17 protein-coding genes are annotated in these 17,909 nt (G+C 44.8%); 9 read left to right on the top strand and 8 right to left on the bottom strand.

The window, feature by feature from the left end; genetic code table 11:
• The first annotated feature begins 93 nt into the window (after nucleotides 1–93).
• Nucleotides 94–1,332 carry a winged helix DNA-binding domain-containing protein gene (locus NST45_RS10065; protein WP_076142125.1) on the top strand — a complete coding sequence of 413 codons (1,239 nt, stop codon included), beginning with the start codon at nucleotides 94–96 and terminating at the stop codon, nucleotides 1,330–1,332.
• Here the strand turns inward: NST45_RS10065 and NST45_RS10060 are convergent.
• From NST45_RS10060 to NST45_RS10040, 5 genes are all read right to left on the bottom strand, one after another.
• On the bottom strand, nucleotides 1,324–1,788 hold the full coding sequence (locus NST45_RS10060) for a hypothetical protein (RefSeq protein ID WP_038571625.1): 465 nt from the start codon (nucleotides 1,786–1,788) through the stop codon (nucleotides 1,324–1,326). The two genes, NST45_RS10065 and NST45_RS10060, sit on opposite strands and share 9 nt — an antisense overlap.
• Nucleotides 1,789–1,832: 44 nt before the next feature.
• Nucleotides 1,833–2,546 carry a hypothetical protein gene (locus tag NST45_RS10055; RefSeq protein ID WP_076142126.1) on the bottom strand — a complete coding sequence of 238 codons (714 nt, stop codon included), beginning with the start codon at nucleotides 2,544–2,546 and terminating at the stop codon, nucleotides 1,833–1,835.
• A gap of 14 nt (nucleotides 2,547–2,560) precedes the next feature.
• Complete coding sequence (locus tag NST45_RS10050; RefSeq protein ID WP_076142127.1) at nucleotides 2,561–3,505, bottom strand: ABC transporter ATP-binding protein; 945 nt, start codon at nucleotides 3,503–3,505, stop codon at nucleotides 2,561–2,563.
• A 252-nt stretch (nucleotides 3,506–3,757) separates the two neighbouring features.
• Nucleotides 3,758–4,105, bottom strand: a complete 348-nt coding sequence (locus NST45_RS10045) for a four-helix bundle copper-binding protein (protein WP_036688030.1) — start codon at nucleotides 4,103–4,105, stop codon at nucleotides 3,758–3,760.
• A 92-nt stretch (nucleotides 4,106–4,197) separates the two neighbouring features.
• Nucleotides 4,198–5,217 carry a GTP-binding protein gene (locus tag NST45_RS10040; RefSeq protein WP_076142128.1) on the bottom strand — a complete coding sequence of 340 codons (1,020 nt, stop codon included), beginning with the start codon at nucleotides 5,215–5,217 and terminating at the stop codon, nucleotides 4,198–4,200.
• Nucleotides 5,218–5,382: 165 nt separating this feature from the next.
• Here NST45_RS10040 and NST45_RS10035 point away from each other — a divergent pair, with 165 nt between their 5' ends.
• The 5 genes from NST45_RS10035 to NST45_RS10015 all read left to right on the top strand — a co-directional run bounded on the left by NST45_RS10035 (nucleotide 5,383) and on the right by NST45_RS10015 (nucleotide 10,122).
• Nucleotides 5,383–5,901 (top strand): molybdenum cofactor biosynthesis protein B, encoded by a 519-nt coding sequence (locus tag NST45_RS10035; protein ID WP_036688034.1) that lies wholly within the window; start codon nucleotides 5,383–5,385, stop codon nucleotides 5,899–5,901.
• A gap of 505 nt (nucleotides 5,902–6,406) precedes the next feature.
• On the top strand, nucleotides 6,407–7,444 hold the full coding sequence (locus tag NST45_RS10030; RefSeq protein WP_076142129.1) for a metalloregulator ArsR/SmtB family transcription factor: 1,038 nt from the start codon (nucleotides 6,407–6,409) through the stop codon (nucleotides 7,442–7,444).
• 24 nt (nucleotides 7,445–7,468) lie between these two features.
• On the top strand, nucleotides 7,469–8,266 hold the full coding sequence (locus NST45_RS10025; RefSeq protein ID WP_076142130.1) for an ABC transporter permease: 798 nt from the start codon (nucleotides 7,469–7,471) through the stop codon (nucleotides 8,264–8,266).
• 30 nt (nucleotides 8,267–8,296) lie between these two features.
• A complete protein-coding gene (locus NST45_RS10020; RefSeq protein WP_038574550.1) occupies nucleotides 8,297–9,307 on the top strand; it encodes an ABC transporter ATP-binding protein in 1,011 nt (336 codons plus the stop codon).
• Nucleotides 9,304–10,122 (top strand): ABC transporter permease, encoded by an 819-nt coding sequence (locus tag NST45_RS10015; protein WP_076103969.1) that lies wholly within the window; start codon nucleotides 9,304–9,306, stop codon nucleotides 10,120–10,122. Before NST45_RS10020 ends, NST45_RS10015 begins: the two co-directional genes overlap by 4 nt.
• 304 nt (nucleotides 10,123–10,426) lie before the next feature.
• Here the strand turns inward: NST45_RS10015 and NST45_RS10010 are convergent, their stop codons facing one another.
• Entirely contained in the window at nucleotides 10,427–12,733 is a 2,307-nt protein-coding gene (locus NST45_RS10010; protein ID WP_076103970.1) for a thiamine pyrophosphate-dependent enzyme, read from the bottom strand.
• 25 nt (nucleotides 12,734–12,758) lie between these two features.
• Nucleotides 12,759–13,769 (bottom strand): 2-oxoacid:acceptor oxidoreductase family protein, encoded by a 1,011-nt coding sequence (locus NST45_RS10005; RefSeq protein WP_076142131.1) that lies wholly within the window; start codon nucleotides 13,767–13,769, stop codon nucleotides 12,759–12,761.
• Nucleotides 13,770–14,091: 322 nt separating this feature from the next.
• On the opposite strand from NST45_RS10005, the gene NST45_RS10000 reads away from it, so the two are divergent.
• The 3 genes from NST45_RS10000 to NST45_RS09990 all read left to right on the top strand — a co-directional run bounded on the left by NST45_RS10000 (nucleotide 14,092) and on the right by NST45_RS09990 (nucleotide 16,289).
• Nucleotides 14,092–15,435, top strand: coding sequence for an amino acid permease (locus NST45_RS10000; protein WP_036688050.1), 1,344 nt, complete (start codon nucleotides 14,092–14,094; stop codon nucleotides 15,433–15,435).
• Nucleotides 15,436–15,530: 95 nt separating this feature from the next.
• Entirely contained in the window at nucleotides 15,531–15,935 is a 405-nt protein-coding gene (locus NST45_RS09995) for a hypothetical protein (RefSeq protein WP_141118594.1), read from the top strand.
• A gap of 48 nt (nucleotides 15,936–15,983) precedes the next feature.
• Entirely contained in the window at nucleotides 15,984–16,289 is a 306-nt protein-coding gene (locus NST45_RS09990) for a hypothetical protein (RefSeq protein ID WP_141118595.1), read from the top strand.
• 135 nt (nucleotides 16,290–16,424) lie between these two features.
• Here the strand turns inward: NST45_RS09990 and NST45_RS09985 are convergent, their stop codons facing one another.
• Nucleotides 16,425–17,876 carry a nicotinate phosphoribosyltransferase gene (locus NST45_RS09985; protein WP_036688051.1) on the bottom strand — a complete coding sequence of 484 codons (1,452 nt, stop codon included), beginning with the start codon at nucleotides 17,874–17,876 and terminating at the stop codon, nucleotides 16,425–16,427.
• Nucleotides 17,877–17,909: the final 33 nt, after the last annotated feature.

The raw sequence follows: 17,909 nt of genomic DNA, 5'->3' as shown, positions 1-17,909 counted from the left end.
CACTTCATTGTGATTCAGGGTTTTTTCCTGCTTGATCTTAGAACAGATGTTCTGTATTATGGAAATTAATACATATCCTTGGAGGAGTAAACGATGCTTACTTATAATCTGACTAAGAAACAAGCCAGGCTTTTTCTGCTATCTCATCAAAAGTTAACTGCCGGAGCTATCCCTTCCGGAAAACTTAGTATTTATGACTATGTTCGTCACGTAGGCTGCATCCAATATGACCCCCTTAATATTGCCGGCCATAATCATGAGCTGGTCCTCCAAGCACGGATTCCGGGATTTACGCCAGAACTGGTCCAAGAGCTTCTGTATAAAGACAGGTTGCTCGTTGATGGCTGGGACAAGAACATGTCTATTTATTGTACAGAGGATTGGCCTTATTTTAAGCGGAGAAGAACAGCTGCTGCCTCCCACCATCAGGCTAATGAGCCTGTAATGGTCGCTGTAGCACAGGTTCGTGAAGAGCTTCAGAAGCGCGGTCCCCTCTCCTCTTTGGATTTAGACGGAAAGGAGAAAGTAGATTGGGCTTGGGCTCCGACAAGATTATCACGAGCTGCAATGGAAAGCATGTACTTTTGGGGAGAGATTGTTGTCCACCATCGTGTACATACTCGGCGATATTATGATTTCGTTGAACGTTTGTTACCCTCAGAGCTGCTGAGTTCAGCCGATCCAAATGTCACGGAAGAACAATTTCACGATTGGTATGTGTTACGTAGAATAGGAAGTATCGGCTTGTTATGGAATAAATCTGGAGACGGATGGCTGGGCATATCCGGACTGAAGAGCAAAGAGCGTGCGGCGGCGGTTCAGAGATTGCTGGAGAAGGATAGTCTCAGAGAAGTTTGGGTCGAGGGGATTAAGGTTCCGCTTTATATCCGCAGTATAGATGCTCCAACCTTGGAGTCTGTGATGCTGCAAGAATCTGAAGAGATTGGGCTTCAACCACGTGATTCATTTGCGGCTGTTTTGGCTCCGCTGGATAATTTGTTGTGGGAACGCGAGCTGGTTCGGCAATTATTCGGATTTCATTACCGCTGGGAGGTCTATAAGCCGGCAATAGAACGAGAATATGGTTACTATGTACTGCCAATATTATATAATGATCGTTTTGTTGGCAGATTTGAACCGGTGATGGATAAGAAGAAGCAAACATTGAATATTAACAATTGGTGGTGGGAACCTGGAGAAAGCCTAACACCGGAGATGATTCCGGCATTAGGCGAAGCTTTAACTGCACTCTCTCGCTGTGTTAGAGCTTCTTCGGTTCATTTTAGACCAGAGGTTGTAACAGCTTGCGGCTTAGAAGGATTATTACAATAAGTTTTCCTCCTCTAATCCAAGCTTCGTGAACATTTCTGTGCAGTAGCCTTGCAGTTTAACTTCAAGTCTACTTGCTTTATTTTTAAAACGTTTCAGCTCCCGAATCATTTTAGCTCTTCCGGCAGGCGTAAAGGTTTCCTGTATACGCTCTTTAAAGTAATCATGAACGATGTAATTACGTTGTTTCCACACTTCCTCCAACTGAGCGGTTTCTTGCTCCGAGAAAGGAAAATGATGTTGGATTTCTTTGATGAGTTGGCCGAGTGAATTGCTGAGTTTTCGCTGATAAAGGTCTGTCAGATCTGCTTCTGTTGGCGTTTTTCCTTGTGATAGCTTAGTAAGCAATAGCAAGTTGGTAAGCTGCTGCTCGAGGGCCTGTCCATAATAAACTGCCAGTCCAAAATAGGCGAATAACTCTTTCGATTGTTCACTCTCAGGTACATATGTATCCTTCATCTTTTCCCCCACTTCTGTATCCTTGTTCCTTTTATCTATACAAGTTATGTTTTGTTGTAATCCCTCTGTCTTGATCTGTACAAATAAAAACCGATAAGCAGTGTTATATATACTAATGCTTGTGCAAATGAACCTAACAACTCCGCTAATGACAATGTATCAGCTTTCATCATGGCCTCCATTACAGGAGTTACTGGCGGCAACAACCAGATCAAAAAATGAAATATACCAGGCAAACTTTCGCTGATTTGTGCTCCACCCAGTGATAATACAACGATAGCTAATAACATACCTGTTGCGTGACTGCCTTTTTGAATCCAAGAAGATTGAAAGAATAGGGCAATAGCCACACCAAGCATACCCAACAATCCATGTCCTATAAGCGCTAGAATTAACCGATATGCCCCAGGTGATTCTGCGAAATGACCTGTTACCCAAGGATAAAGGACAATCAATAGATCTATCAGCAACGTTAGAAATGCAAGCGTTAAGATACCACCTGCACTATGTTTTGCCGCACTTCGCATGTGAACAACTGCAATCTGCCGATGAACAGCGTGCTCATGATTCAAAAAACTAAGACTCATCCAAGCGCAGCTTATAAAGAACATTACTGCTGTAGCGGCATAGCTATTCATAACTGGATTGGGCTTATAAGAATACAATATCAAGACTGCAATCACAATCCCTGCTAACGGGCCGAAATAACGCTGAGATCGAGTATAACTTCGCAGCATGTAAACGATAAACGGATACACGTAAGACCCCCTGTTCAACTTCTAGGATTCATCCATTTTTCTAAGTCATGCGATCCTCCGCGAGGTTCTACCGATTGTATTGAACCACCCGACTCCAAGATAACCCGCAAAAAAGCATCTGATTCTGAACTTGTTACTGTCAATGCCGTACGTTCTATGTTACAACTATCCTTAAACGTATTTATTGCAATGAAACCTGCCATTTCCTTCAATTGCTGCAGTTTCTGAATCGACAGATTAGACAATAGTATGTATGTAGAGGGTTTAAAGTTCAGCTTCTCTGACCCCTGAATTGACTTTACAATTTTCCCTTCATGTATCACATGAACCTGATCCGCAAGCAATTCAATCCATTGGGGTTCATGTACAGAGAAGACTATAGCAGTACCCTTATTTCTCAAACCGATGAGAAGCTCAGCTAACTTATTCATTGAGGGGAGATCAAGGCCCGACATAGGTTCATCAAGAAGCAGCAACGAGGGACTCCCCAGCAAGCTTTGAATCAAATTAATTTTTTGCAGCATTCCTTTGGAGAAGTTTAGCATAGACTGCTTGCGAAAGTGCTCCAGCTTAAAAAGTTGAAATAACGTTGTTAGCTCCTGCTCGATCAGGACTGGCGCAAGGCCGCTAATCTGTCCCATACTTCGCAAGTACTGTTCTGGGGTCAGCTTCAACCCTGGAAACATCTCAGGTGCATAACCAATTCTCAGATTTGAATCCTTACAACTCAGCTTTCCAGAGGAAATATGGACCAGTCCAGCTAAGATTGACAACAGCGTACTTTTGCCGGATCCGTTCCGTCCGATCAGAGCAGTTGCAGTCCCCTTTTCAATAGTAAACGATACATCTTCCAATACGGGTCGGCGTCCATACTGTTTACTGATCTGTTCTAATTCTATCAGGGGAATAGCAACATCTATACTACCGCTGGCAAAGTTACGATCTACTAAGTTCGCCACTTAACATTCTCCCTTCATATCTACTGTTAATTCTCCGGTTCCCTACGAATTTCCTCTTCTAGGAATCAAAAAAATGAAAGAACTGCTATAGCAGCCCTTTCTAAAACTTCCTTTCTATCCAGTATTCCTCCCCTTTTTTTCTACCAGTAGCATTAATCAAACAGACCCGAATATAAAAAACCAGACTATTGCTATATTTCTACAGCAACAGTCTGGCTATTAGTTCATATATGAGAGTTAAGCTATACGATCTTACGCATATACCTCAACAGCATCGCTAATCAAACGGCATGCCTCTGCAGCTTTACGGCAGGCATTAATACATTCTTGGCAGTGATTATGTATATGCTTGCTGCTCTCATCTGCGCATGCTTCACATATTTCTGCACATAGTTTTAGAATTCCAGATACAAACGGACTTTGACGGGTCATTGCTTGAATGGCATAAGAACAAATATCCGCACATTCACGATCGAGTCGCATGCTCTCACGAAGTGATGCAAGATCATATTCTTTTAGGCTTGAGACATAGCTGTAGTTACAGGCATTCATACTTTCGAGACAAGCGTCAATGCACTCCTGATATTGAATTCGGGTCATAGCCTTCAACCTCCTGCATTTTTAATGGGTATGCCTTACTATTAACCTACAAGATTAGGAATGAACCACAGCTTCTTCTGAAGCAGAACGGATTACAGGCTTCTTTTGATCGTGCCAGGCCGAACTAAAATACGTCCTTCCATCTCCAGCAGCTTCGTGCGTAACTCACTGGATGAGAAGTGTTCCCCGATAAATACAGCTACGTCTGGGACTTCGCCTTGAGGTGTGATTTTCATAAAATCAGCTTCACGGTAAGCATATTGAAAAAGAAAACGACTGGAGGTGTCATTAAAGGTCACAATGCCTTTAGCCCTATAAACATCACGCGGAAGCTCCTTGACGAACTGTTCAAAGGTCTCGCTGTTGACAGGTCGTTTGAAGTAATGTGTGTATGCCATCACGTGATCGTGGGAAGCATGGGTGCCTCCTGAAGGTTGCAGAGCTTCCTCATGCACATGGCTTTCGCTGTCGCTCTCTTCAAGCTGTGTATCCGTAAGAACTCCACCTGCGCTACGCAGGAGCTCCTCTATGTCAATCTCACAACGCTCCGCTGGCATAATCGGTGCATAAGAATTCCATTTTCGCAGAACAGTTGTGATCTCTTCCGCTTCATCTGCTGAGACACGGTCATTTTTATTCAGAATCAAAACAGATGCGCAGCGAATTTGCTCCTGCATCAGTCGATAGGTTGCCCCCTGCTGCGCACGGTACAATTCGAGCAGATGCGCGGCGTCAACGACGGTGATCAAGCTTTTTAGCTCGACTTTTTGATACAGTGAAGTTTCGGTTACACCATCTACAATTTCCAACGGGTTCGCCGCACCTGTGGCCTCAATAACAACCACATCAGGTGATTCCTTCTTGATAAGAGTAGTTAGCTCTGTGCTAAGATCCCCTCGGATAGAACAACAGATACAGCCGCCGAGCAGCTCTGCCATAGGAACGGTTTGCTCAACCAGCAGCCCATCCAGGTTCACTTCACCCAGCTCATTCATCACTACGGCCGGGCGCAAGCCCTGATCTTTCCAATGTTCCAGCAGGCGCTGCAGCAGGGTAGTTTTGCCGCTTCCCAGAAATCCTGACAATATATACACAGGTACAACCTGTTCCATGATTCATCGCTCCTTGCAAATTACGGGTATGGTAGCGAGTTTACTACATGATGCCAAAGCACGCAAGCGGCACACCTATAACCTCAAAAGAATAGCGATTGATAACAAAACTTGTCTTTGCCTTCCCCATACCCTATCATGAGAACATCTCTAATTTAGGAGCTGATCTCATTGTCATCCGTTGAAGAACATCGGAAGGAAGCACCACAATCCGTTTCCTGCTACATCATTACCGTCTCAGACACCAGAACTACTGAAACAGATACCGGTGGAGCATTAATCAAATCCATGCTCGAGGCTGCCGGGTATGAAGTTATTGGTCATACCATTATCAAAGACAACTATCAGGACATTCGTGAACTACTCTATAAAAACGCTGATCACACTGAAGTTGAGGCCGTGTTGCTGACAGGTGGAACAGGAATCTCTCCCCGTGATACCACCTACGAAGCAGTTTCATCCTTGCTTGATAAAACGCTACCGGGCTTCGGTGAGATTTTTCGAATGTTAAGCTACACAGAGGACATTGGTTCGGCGGCAATCCTTAGCCGGGCAATTGCAGGTACGATTGGCAACACAGCTGTTTTTTCTATGCCTGGCTCCACTGGAGCCGTTAAATTGGCTATGGAACGGCTCATTATCCCGGAGCTTCGTCATGTAATGCGAGAGATATACAAACAATAATCCCACCCATTTTTTTTATAAACTAGACAAATAACCAAGCATGCCTTTGTTCTGTGCGTATAATACGGTAAGTTCACACACAAAGGAGCTGAAGGAAATGTCAGAAGGATGTCCAAAATGCCCGGCCCAAACTGTCACTGACCCACCTAAGGTGGTTTATCAAGATTACTACCACCCTCAAGTTGTGAATGTTATTCACCCGGTAGAAATCGTTAGACGCCATCACTGTGTCCCAGTTCCTCGTCATTGCTACACCTATTCTGTTAAAGATATCATGTGCGATAACTCCATGATGCCTAGAGGCAGAAGATAACTCTACTTCATAACTCTATCAAAAGAATCCTATAAGTGAGAGAAACATCATCCATGTCCATCGCATGGGGATGTGCTCTCGCTTTTTTCTGCATAAAAGATTTGACAATCCTGACCAATCCCCCTATAATTTTGAACACTTTACGCGAAAGTGGTTTTTGATTAACCAAACAGTTAATCGGAGAGGAAAGAGATGAGCTCACTCCAAACTTTAAATCGAAAGATCAAAACGGTCGTCAGTCCTTTTCATGAGTTATTATGCAGTCTGCATGTCTTCCATCAACCAGAACACCATCCAACAAGATTACAATGGGCTCTGGAGCTCAAGAAAAGGATGCCTCTTGCTCTACAGGAGAACATCCACACACTTGGGCAGTTGTCAGACCGTTGGATCGCTCTGCTAGATTTACCGGACCGTATGGGTGTCCCTATTTCTTGCAATCAAGGAATCACCCTACTCAAAAAACTTCCGGATGCAGAGCTAGTGTATCTATTTATGAATCAAGAAATTGCACTAAGTACCCTAGTCGAATGGCTGAATGAATCTGAAAGCAAGCGTTCGCTGATGAAGTTGAGTGGAAACGTGAAGTACCTGATAAACAATCTGGCTAGTGTTCGCAAGCTGTTAATCTCAACATTAATTACATACGAACATGATTATTTCGGGCAGGAATGGGACTATATTGAACCATTTATGAACATCTCAGCCGCTCAGTTTCAAGACTTAGCCAGTCGTTCCCCGGAAAAGGCACTAAATACGCTCCACCCACGCCTCCTCGCAGAGAACGGGACTCTAACAGTTCAAAAGGCAGTAACGTATTACTTTTCTTATGAACAGTTTGGACAAGTGTACGTTTTTCCCTCTACATTCATATTTCCGCATCTGCTTGTTGGCTGGTACGAAGATACTTTATTTTTACCACTCACGGTGGATGTTCCCGGTCTTGCCTTTAGTGAAGGACCGCCGAGTGACCTGTTGCGCCAACTCAAAGCTTTAAGTGATGATACGCGGATGCGAATTCTGAAACTACTGTGGAAAAGTCCACATTGTACCAAGCAGCTTGCGCCAATATTGGGTATTTCTGAAGCTGCGGTCTCTAAACAGCTAAAACAACTAAGTGAAGCAGGATTTACCCAATCACAGCGAAAAGGGAATTATTTATTTTATTCAGTGAACAAAGAAGTCTTTGATAATCTTCTCGTTCTGCAGAGGCAGTACCTTGAACAATAAGGTTAATGAAAGGTGTGAGTACAGTTGTGGCATATCGCTATCGCAACCCTAAAAAGAAACCAAAAATCTAATCTTAGAGCCTTTCCCTGGACCTTTACATTCGGGCACATTATTGATGGAGTTTATCTAGTCATCATCTCTTATTTTTCTTATGTGTATCTAATCAATGGGGATATAGATTCAAAATTCGCTATCTATAGTGGCAGTGATGACTATCTGACCTATGTAATTATTGGAGGTATGCTCAGTATATTTTCCGTCAGTATGATGATGAATGTATCCAGGGCACTTATTACCGAATGGAGAGAAGGTACACTTGAGGCACTGTTGCTCTCCCCTTCAAGCCGGAGCGGTTATTTTCTAGGAAACGCAGTCCAGCAGTTGTATCGAAGCGGGGCGGAATTGCTGGTGGTTCTCTTCTTTGGCCTTTTGGCAGGACTTCGGTTCCCCTCTGTTCACTTTATATCTCTCCTCGTGGGAATTTTGCTGTTTTTACTATCATGTTATGCGATGGCGCTGGTGCTAGGAAGCATTATGCTTTATACAAGGGACACCTTCATTGTTCAAAATACTCTATTTACGATAACTGCTCTACTATGTGGATTTCAGTTTCCAAGGCAATACTTGCCTGACTACTTGCAGGCTATAGGTGAGATTTTCCCATTGACCTATGCGCTACAACTGCTACGAGGCACGCTGCTAACTGGAGAATCAATACGATTAATTGATGCATTGCCTATCATACTACTTAGTGTTGTATACATAACGGTTGGTCAATGGACAAATCGGCGCATAGAGCGCGGGTTGTTCGAACGTTTCTAAAACCTTGGAGGGTGAAAACCATTGATAAACATGCATGAAGTTACTAAAATTTACGAAAGCAAACATAGACTGGGCTGGTTCCGTTCGGAAAAAAGATCAGTGACTGCAGTGAAATCACTATCTTTAGATATCGCTGCGGGGGAAATCGTAGGTCTTCTCGGTCTAAATGGCGCTGGAAAAACCACTACAATACGTATGCTCTCTACTCTCCTAGAGCCAACCTCAGGCAGTATTGAAGTCGATGGAATGTCACTGCACAAGAATCGACAGGCCATTCAGCAAAAAGTAAATATGATCGCCGGAGGAGAACGAATGTTGTACTGGCGACTCACTGGTAGAGAGAATCTTCAATACTTCGGTAAACTCTATGGAATGAACAGCCCTCAAATCGCTAGAGAAGCAGAACGTCTTCTGGAGGAAGTAGGTTTGACCCAAGCTGCTGACCAACCCGTTGAGCAATATTCTAAAGGGATGAAGCAACGGCTGCAAATCGCCCGCGGACTTATCAACGATCCACAATACTTATTTCTAGATGAGCCCACACTTGGCCTTGATGCCCCCATTGCCAGGCAGCTTCGCGGTACGATAAGAAAGCTTGCACTGGACAGTGGAAAGGGTATCCTTCTGACCAGCCATTATTTGCAGGAGGTCGAAGAACTCTGTGACCGGGTTTATGTACTGAATCGAGGCGAGCTTCTGCTCTGTGACAAACCTGAGCGGATTGTCCATCAGGTTGCAGGCTCGCAAACTGCTCATTTAGAGGTTACAGGCTGGCATGAATCACTTCGTCCCAAGCTACTAGAGCATCTACGAACATATACTCAGCCTGCGGAATTAATGGGTGTCTGCGCAACAGAAAAACTTGAACTTCGAAATGATGGACTGCAGCGCATTTCTGTAAAGACACCTTCGGCTGATAGGATCATTACAGAGCTGCTGCCATGGACTACGGAGCATGGACTTAGCATTAAAAGCTTCGCATCCGAAAAACCTAATTTGGAGGATGCGATTATCCTCCTTTCGGAAGGAAGGGTATCATGAACTTACATAGCTTATGGTTTACCCTTAGCGCGGAGATCACTAAGCAGCATCGAAATAGAGTTAAGGGACGCGCAGTGTTTTTTTCACTTCTACTCTGGCCGGCGCTCACCTTTTTAACCACCTACTTTACTATGCAGCCCTTTAGAACAGGAGCAGGATCAGCACTCTCAAAAGTAATACCAGATGGACGGATTCCCCTTTTTCTGCTGAGCGGATATCTCGTCTTTCAGTTATACTGGACGGTTGTGCAAGCCGCATGGTTATTCGAACAAGAACGCAAAGGGGGCACACTTGAGGTAGTGTTCCTAACCCCAGCGTCAAAAATGGCCTTCCTGTATGGACGTTCCATATATTCACTATTTCACGGAATATGGATGTTCGCTTGTTTCTCCATCCTGACTTTCATTTTTCTTGCGGATGCAACGACTGTTAACTGGGGCGCCTTATTGCCTGTATTAGTACTTATCATGATATCAGCGGTTATATGGGGAGCTTTGCTGTGTGCGATATCTCTATTCTCAAGGGATTCAGGGCTACTCTATTACATCTTTCAAGCACCAATGGAGCTGTTTGGTGGGGTTCGTATTCCACCAGCGGTATTCCCAGCATGGGCAACGGGCCTATCCCTTCTGTTTCCACTCACATATAGTCTGGTTCTCGTGCGCGGGGCGTTATACGATAATATCGGGATTAGCTGGTGGTGGGCTCTCGGCGCTTTAATCGTAGGTAGTTCTTGTCTTGTCATTTGTACCCGCTATCTTCTGGTTAGGGCAGAACAACATGCAAGAGTAAAAGGGAATTGGACTTTATTCTAATTGTAAATGACCAAGTCTTTAACACATAGGACCTAAATGACGTTATTTGCCGGTTCTTAGCTTTTTCAGAAGTTTCGCGGACTCCAGTGACACTATTCCTTCAAAAAGGGTTCATATTGGGAGTTTTTAGGGCAGATAACTGCTATGCAGTCCGTTAGAATTCCAAATGGGAAAGAAGACTGTGTTTAAGGTCAGTGGTGTCCGAAAACTGTTTCTTACGCGCAAATGCTCCCTAACCACAAAAAACCCGGCAGACAAATCTGCCGGGTTTTTTCATATTTTATATGCTGGAGATAAACACATCTTATAAGTCAGGATGTTCGTGTTTTGCCTTGAGACGATTCCAACGGCGCTCAACTTCTTCTTCGAAGCTGTGCAAAGCTGGCTCATTCTCAGGTTTCAACAAGTGACGAGTTTTACCCATTGTCTTCAGCCATGCTGAGAGCTCGACACGTTTGCCCTTGTCTTCGGGATTATATGTGATATTCGTAGAACCATGCTCTACTTCATATAACGGGAAGAAGCAAGACTCAACAGCTAATGAAACGATGTTAGTGCCTTCCTTATCATCAGACATCCAGTTTAGCGGACATGCGATCAGGATTTTACCATACACCAAACCTTCGTTTTGTGCGTACCACTGTGCTTTTGCCGCTTTTTTCACCAGATCCTGCGGATAAGCCTCCGAACCCGTGAAGACATAAGGAATGTTAGTAGCCGCCATAATTTGTGCTGTATCTTTATGCTGAGTCACTTTACCTTGCTGCTGCTTGCCGATACTGGAGGTTGAAGTACGGTGACCCAGTGGTGTCGAATAGGACTGCTGTGCTCCAGTATTCATGTAACCCTCGTTATCGTACTCTACAATAATCATTTTGTGACCACGCAGTGCAGCTCCAATTGCCGGTCCCATCCCGATGTCCATGCCGCCATCTCCGGTTACCATAACAAACGTAAAGTCCTCTTTAAGCCCTAGTCCATCCAGCTCACCGCGACGTTTGCGTTCCCAGAACATCTCTACGACACCGGACAAGGTAGCCGCTCCATTTTGGAAAAGATTATGGATAAATGTTGATTTATGGGAGGAATACGGGTACCCCGTAGTCGTTACCATGGCACAGCCTGTATGATAAAGTGCGACGATATCCCCTTCAATCCCTTTGAAGAAAGTCTCTAGTCCTGAGAAAATCCCACAACCCGGACACGCACCATGCCCTGGGGAGAGCCGTTTAGGTTTCTTCGTCAAGCTACGTAGCGGCGGAATCCGTACGCTTAATTTGCCCGTTGCTTCATCCTGTTTCACAGTGATCAAGCCTGTCTTCAGTGAGTCAAAGTCCATTGGCTTCAGAAGACGTTGTGGAGCTTTATCTGGTGTACCCGGATTGTGGCCGTAATAATCAAATGGTATGTCTACTCGATCTGCAGCAACAGCATCAATTGCTAATTGGAAAAATGCATGACCATCTTCTGCGTAGAAGTCCTTACCACCCAAACCGTAAATACGGCTTATTACTTTAGTCGTAGTGTTGCCATATGTGAACAGGGCTGCCTTAATTTCATTGACCATGTTACCACCGTGTCCGCCAACAGAATCTGCGCGGTCACCAACGGTGATTGCTTTAACGTTTTTCAGCGCTTCAGCAATTTGCTTCTGTGGGAAAGGACGGATCATATTCGGCGAGATTGCACCGGCTTTGATTCCTTGCAAACGAAGCTGATCTACAACATCCTTAATAATCTCAGAGGCAGAATTCATCAAGAATACGGCTACTTCAGCATCTTCCATCCGATATTCCTCGATCATTGGATAATAACGTCCGGTTAACTCAGCAAATTCCTTCGCGATTTCTTCAAAAACTTCACCCGCATTGTACATAGCTACGGACTGTTGATAACGGTTGTTAATATAGTCAGGTTCGTTCATATAAGGGCCAACGGTTACCGGATTATTGCGGTCTAAAGTATCGGTGAAACCTGTTGGAGGTTGTGCTCCAACAAATTTATGAACATCCTCCCGATGAGTAAAGGCCTGTACGCGGCGCTTCTGGTGGGAAGTGAAATATCCATCTGAGGCCACCATTACCGGAAGACGAACTTTAGCATGTTCAGCAAGCTTCAATGCCATTAGATTCATATCATAAACAGATTGTGGATCCCGGCACATTAAAATTGGCCAACCTGTATTCAGGGCAAAATACAAATCAGAATGATCCCCGTGAATATTCAGCGGTCCAGAGATCGAACGGCAGATTAGATTCATAACCATAGGCATACGCGTACCAGCTTGTACAGGCAATTGCTCAAGCATGAACATATAACCTTGGGCACTGGTAGCATTAAATACACGTCCGCCAGCCGTTGAAGCGCCATAACAGATTCCAGCAGAGCTATGCTCGCCATCTGACGGAATCAGCATAATATCATGCTGTCCGTTCGCTTTCATCGTATCAAGAAATTGCGCTACTTCTGTCGATGGAGAAATCGGAAAATACCCCATTACATGATAATTAATCTGATGAGCAGCATAAGCTGCCATTTCATTGCCGGATTCATATAGGAATTTCTGCTCTACTTTAGCAGAGCCTACTTCTTTTTCATAATCTATTGCCACGTGTATTCCACCTTTCCTCCGTTAATTAGGCCTCAGTAACGAGATCAAAAATATGCCGGACCGTATGACTCTCTGCGTAGCCTTCTTCCTCACGTTCGCCAGACAAGGCAGTTGTAGGACAAGCTTCTACACATTTTAAACAGCCTTTACAGTATTGGTAATCAATACCTTGCAGGAACATTTGTGGACGCCCCTTCTTATCAGGCTGCTCATCCCAAACAAAACACAGATCAGGACACACCGTATCGCACTGCGCACAATGAATACAATCCTCCTGCTTAAAATGAGGCAGCAAACCGGAGCGAGAAATGCTCAAGTTCTTTAAAAAGCTGCTCCCAGGATTCGTAATGGTACCGCCGATAGGCTGTGTTTCATAACCCAATGCGGAAATATCAGACCGCACGAATTCAGGCATTGTCACGCCCGCAGGCAGTGGAAAATGCATAAACTTAACTTCATTAAATCCACGGTCGAAAGTAGTCAGCGCTGACTGTACTGCCTGTGGATACTTTTTGCCTAGTGATTTCTCTATAACGCCTTTCATAATTTCAGGGTCCAAGAAATCACACATCCGGAACAACGCGCCCAGCATCGCCATATTAACGCGGTTTTTCTCATTTAAGGCGATAGTTGTAGCATCAACTACTGCAATAGTTCCTGCCATCATATTCAGGGAGGATTTCAATTCCTCCGGCGATTTTGCTGAGTTTACCAATACTGTGCTATGTTCATAAATTCCGCTAATTACGTTAACTGTCTTTGCTAGTGCTTCGTGAAATACCCCAACAACATGCGGACGCTCAACCGGAGACGTGTCACGAATAGGTGTGTTCAAATCACAAAACCGGATATGCGCTTTTACCGCTGATCCCTTCTTCTCCGAACCATATGACGAAAAGCTGACCCCATTCATTCCAGCACCGACAACACCTGCTTCCGCAAGCATTTTACCAGCCAGGTTCGCACCCAACCCTCCAATTGACTCCAGACGAATCTCAAAAAATCCGAGCTCGTTCACTTTTGGTAACTGTACCACCGACATAGCCCCTTTCAGAATGTCATCTAGTATAATATCCTTTTGACTTTTTCAACGATTGTAACTTGATTTCGCAAGACGCGAAGTGACAAATCTTGCATTTTCCAAGTGTTGCCTAAGCTTATTTATCTACTTTCATTTAGCAATAAAATTAAAAATTAAGATGTTAAATTCATCACATTGTTCATGATAAATATCACACACCGATGAAAAATCACCTCTATTTCTACAAATGTGTATCATTTATACTTTTCAACTAGTCCATTTCAGGATAAACTGATTCTTGGTGTAATTTTTTGAACCTACTTAGGAGGCATTAAATGTGAAGTCAAACGAAGCATCATTACAGAAAAAATTGCTTCCACGGCATATCAGCTTTATGGCGATGGGCGGCGTAATCGGTACGGGGATTTTTAAAGGAAGCTCTGAGACGATAAGCATTGCTGGACCAGGGGTTGTTCTCTCCTATGTATTGGCAGGCTTGCTGCTACTAGTCGTTATGGGTGCAATTGCCGAAATGGCCACGGTATACCCGAACAAAAATATGAAGGAATTCATTCGCGAAGCTTTTGGAGAACGGCTTTCCTTTATCGTGGGTTGGCTCTATTGCTTCATGTGGTTGACTGTCTGCGTGATCGAAGTGCTGGCGGCAGGAAGCTTCTTGCAATACTGGTTACCGGATGTTCCGTTATGGCTACTGAGTCTAGCAAGTGGTGCTTTAATTATTGGCATCAATATGATGAGTGTAAGCGGTTATGGAGAGACGGAGTTTTGGTTAGCAGGAATCAAAATAGCTATGATTATCATCTTTATTATTCTGGGAGCTGCATTATTGTTTGGGCTATTGCCTATGTCTGAAGGGACACCCTATTTAAGTAATTTTACGGATTATGGCGGATTATTCCCACAAGGCTGGACACCTATCTTCTCTGCCCTTCTGGTCGTCATGTTCTCATATGGCGGATCTGAGCTGATTGGACTAACTTTAACAGAAACTCAAGATGCAGAAAAAGTGTTGCCTAGAGTTGTCAAAAGCTTCATTTTGCGCGTTATTCTGTTCTATACGATTCCAATTCTGATCATCTGTGGGTTAATTCCTTGGAATCAGCTTAACGAGCATACCAGCCCCTTTGTGCAGGTTTTAGCAGCTACAGGACTTAAGGGTGCTGACCATGTTATGAACTTCATACTGATTACAGCTGTGCTCTCTGCTGCTAACTCCGGTATCTATGGCGCCACACGGATGTTGCACTCTTTGGCTTCACAGGGTGAAGCTCCACGTAGCTTAGCAAAGACCTCAGCAAAAGGTGTGCCGATCAACAGTCTTAAACTTTGCGCTATAGTTCTTTTTGTTGGTTCTATGTTAGCGTACTTCGCACAGGATGGACTTTTCCGGCTGCTGATGGCTGTTCCCGGCTTCGTAGTAAGCTTGGTATGGATCAGCATCTGTCTATCACAGCTGAAGCTGCGGAAAACCTATCCTAAAGAGCCAAGCTTTAAAGTCTGGGGCTTTCCTTATATAACGATTTTGACACTTATCTGTTTGTCGGTTATTACGATTTCCTTCCTTTTCGACACTCAGAACCGGATCAGCATAGGCACATGTCTGGGCTTCCTGCTGATGCTTACCATCTGGTCATTCGCGAAATTCCGGAAGAAGAACTAAACTAAATTGCTCGCATTGACATGTAAGAAGGTGTATCCATTGTTCCACGCGATAGCGTAGAACGGGGATACACCTTTTCTTATGGGACCGTTGATTTGCCTACTCGCACCGGATTCGTCCCGTTCTGCGGTATATATACCGTTGATTTACCTCCTCACACCGGATGCGCCTCATTCTACGGGATTTATACCGTTGATTTACCTCCTCACACCGGATGCGCCTCATTCTACGGGATTTATACCGTTGATTTACCTACTCGCAACGGATTCGGCTCATTCTACGGGATTTATACCGTTGATTCGCCTACTCGCACCGGATTCGCCACATTCTGCGGTATATATACCGTTGATTCGCCTACTCGCAACGGATTCGGCTCATTCTACGGGATTTATACCGTAGATTTGCCCACTCGTACCGGATTCGCCACATTCTGCGGGATTTATACCGTTGATTTGCCTACTCACACGGATTCGGCTCATTCTACGGGATTTATACCGTAGATTTGCTCACTCGCACCGGGTTCGCCTCATTCTGCGGGAGATATACCGTTGATTCGCCCACTCGCACCGGATTCGCCCCATTCTGCGGGATTTATACCGTTGATTTACCTCCTCACACCGGATTCGCCTCATTCTACGGGATTTATACCGTTGATTCGCCTACTCGCAACGGATGCGCCTCATTCTGCGGGATTTATACCGTTGATTCGCCTACTCGCACCGGATGCGCCCCATTCTGCGGGAATTACTTATTCTTTTGGGTTTATGGTAATTTGTCGATATACTTTAACTAGTGTTCTGCTGCACAAAATGCAACGAAATCCAAATCAGATATACGCAGACAAGCTGGCTTAATATACTCTCAGAAAATAAACTCGCGGCGTTCGAAGTTAACAAACGCAAGCTTCACCCAAACATCGGCTTCACCCAAACGCAAAAAAGCACGGGAATCTAATCCTCCCATGCTTCTTTCCATCGAAACTACAAAATCTACTCGATCTCCGGCTGAATATGCTCCGCGATCAATTGTTGCTTGTTGGTCCAGACCTTCTCACTCAGATTCACCCGGTACACCTCAGGATTGAGCTTACGCAGATATTCCGGCCAGAACAGATCCTTCTGCTCCCGATGGTAACGGCGAACTTCATTCAGATCCGGCAAAGTATAGACCTGGAAGCCGTTCACATAGATCGGCTCAAGCATAGGCAGCGCTTCATAGCGCTCCACATACTTGTGCATGTATGGATGCAGCGGATTAAACAGCTTCACCCGACCGCCGTTGCGCGGAGCTTCCTCTTCCGGGAAGCAGATATAATCTGCTAGCGCTTTGCCATTTTTCCCGATAATCCGGAATACGTCCTTGCTGCCTGGCGTGGATACTTTTTCAGGGTTAGAAGAAATCTTGATCGTCGGTACCATTTCTCCCGTTGCGGACTCAATTTCTACTAGCTTATAGACCCCACCCAAAGAGGGTTGATCCGAAGCCGTAATCAATTGGGTGCCTACGCCCCACGTGTCGATGGCTGCACCTTGCAGCTTCAGATCCATGATTGTATTCTCATCCAAATCATTGGATGCCACAATCTTCACATAATCGAGCCCAGCTTCATCCAGCATGTTCCGCGCCTGCCGGGATAGATAGGCTAAGTCACCGCTGTCTAAGCGGATACCGATCATCTTTTTACCTTGAGCTTCAAGCTTTTTGGCGGTTCTAATCGCATTCGGCACACCACTGCGCAACGTATCGAAGGTATCAACTAATAGTGTAACTTCATCCGGCATCACCTTGGCATAAGCATCAAAAGCTTCCTGCTCGCTGCTGAAGCTCTGAACCCAAGAATGCGCATGTGTACCTTTGGTAGGGATGCCAAACATTTTACCTGCCAGCATGTTAGAGGTTGCATCAAAGCCGCCGATATAAGCCGCTCTAGCGCCCCAGACCGCCGCATCCGCTTCTTGTGCCCGTCGGGTACCAAACTCCAGCAGAATATCATTCGGAGCCACCTGCTTAATTCGGGAAGCCTTCGTAGCGATCAGCGTCTGGTAGTTCATGAAGTTCAGAATGGCGGTCTCCACCAGCTGCGCTTCCATGATCGTCCCTTCCACACGGATTAGTGGCTCATCCGGAAAAATCAACGCCCCTTCTTTCATCGAATAAACATTGCCCTGAAAATGAAATTGCAGCAATTCTTCCAAAAAAGCGGGAGCGTAATTTTCTTCTTGCTCCGACAAGTAACGGATATCATCTTCGGTGAAACGCAAACCGCCGATGTACCCAACGATACGCTCTAATCCTGCGAACACGGCATAGCCGTTTCCGAAAGGTAACTTGCGGAAATAAGCTTCAAATACAGCTTTTCGCTTATGGCTTCCATTCACCCAGTGAGCATACATCATATTGATCTGATATTTATCTGTATGTAGCGCAAGTTCTCTCTTCAAGTCCTCATCTCCTAATATCCACGTTGCTGTATG

The sequence above is a fragment of the Paenibacillus sp. FSL R7-0163 genome, from assembly GCF_037969975.1.
Classification (GTDB): Bacteria; Bacillota; Bacilli; order Paenibacillales; family Paenibacillaceae; genus Paenibacillus_AQ; species Paenibacillus_AQ odorifer.
Note: the sequence above shows the minus strand (reverse complement) of the source record. Positions and strands in the feature narration are given on the sequence as shown.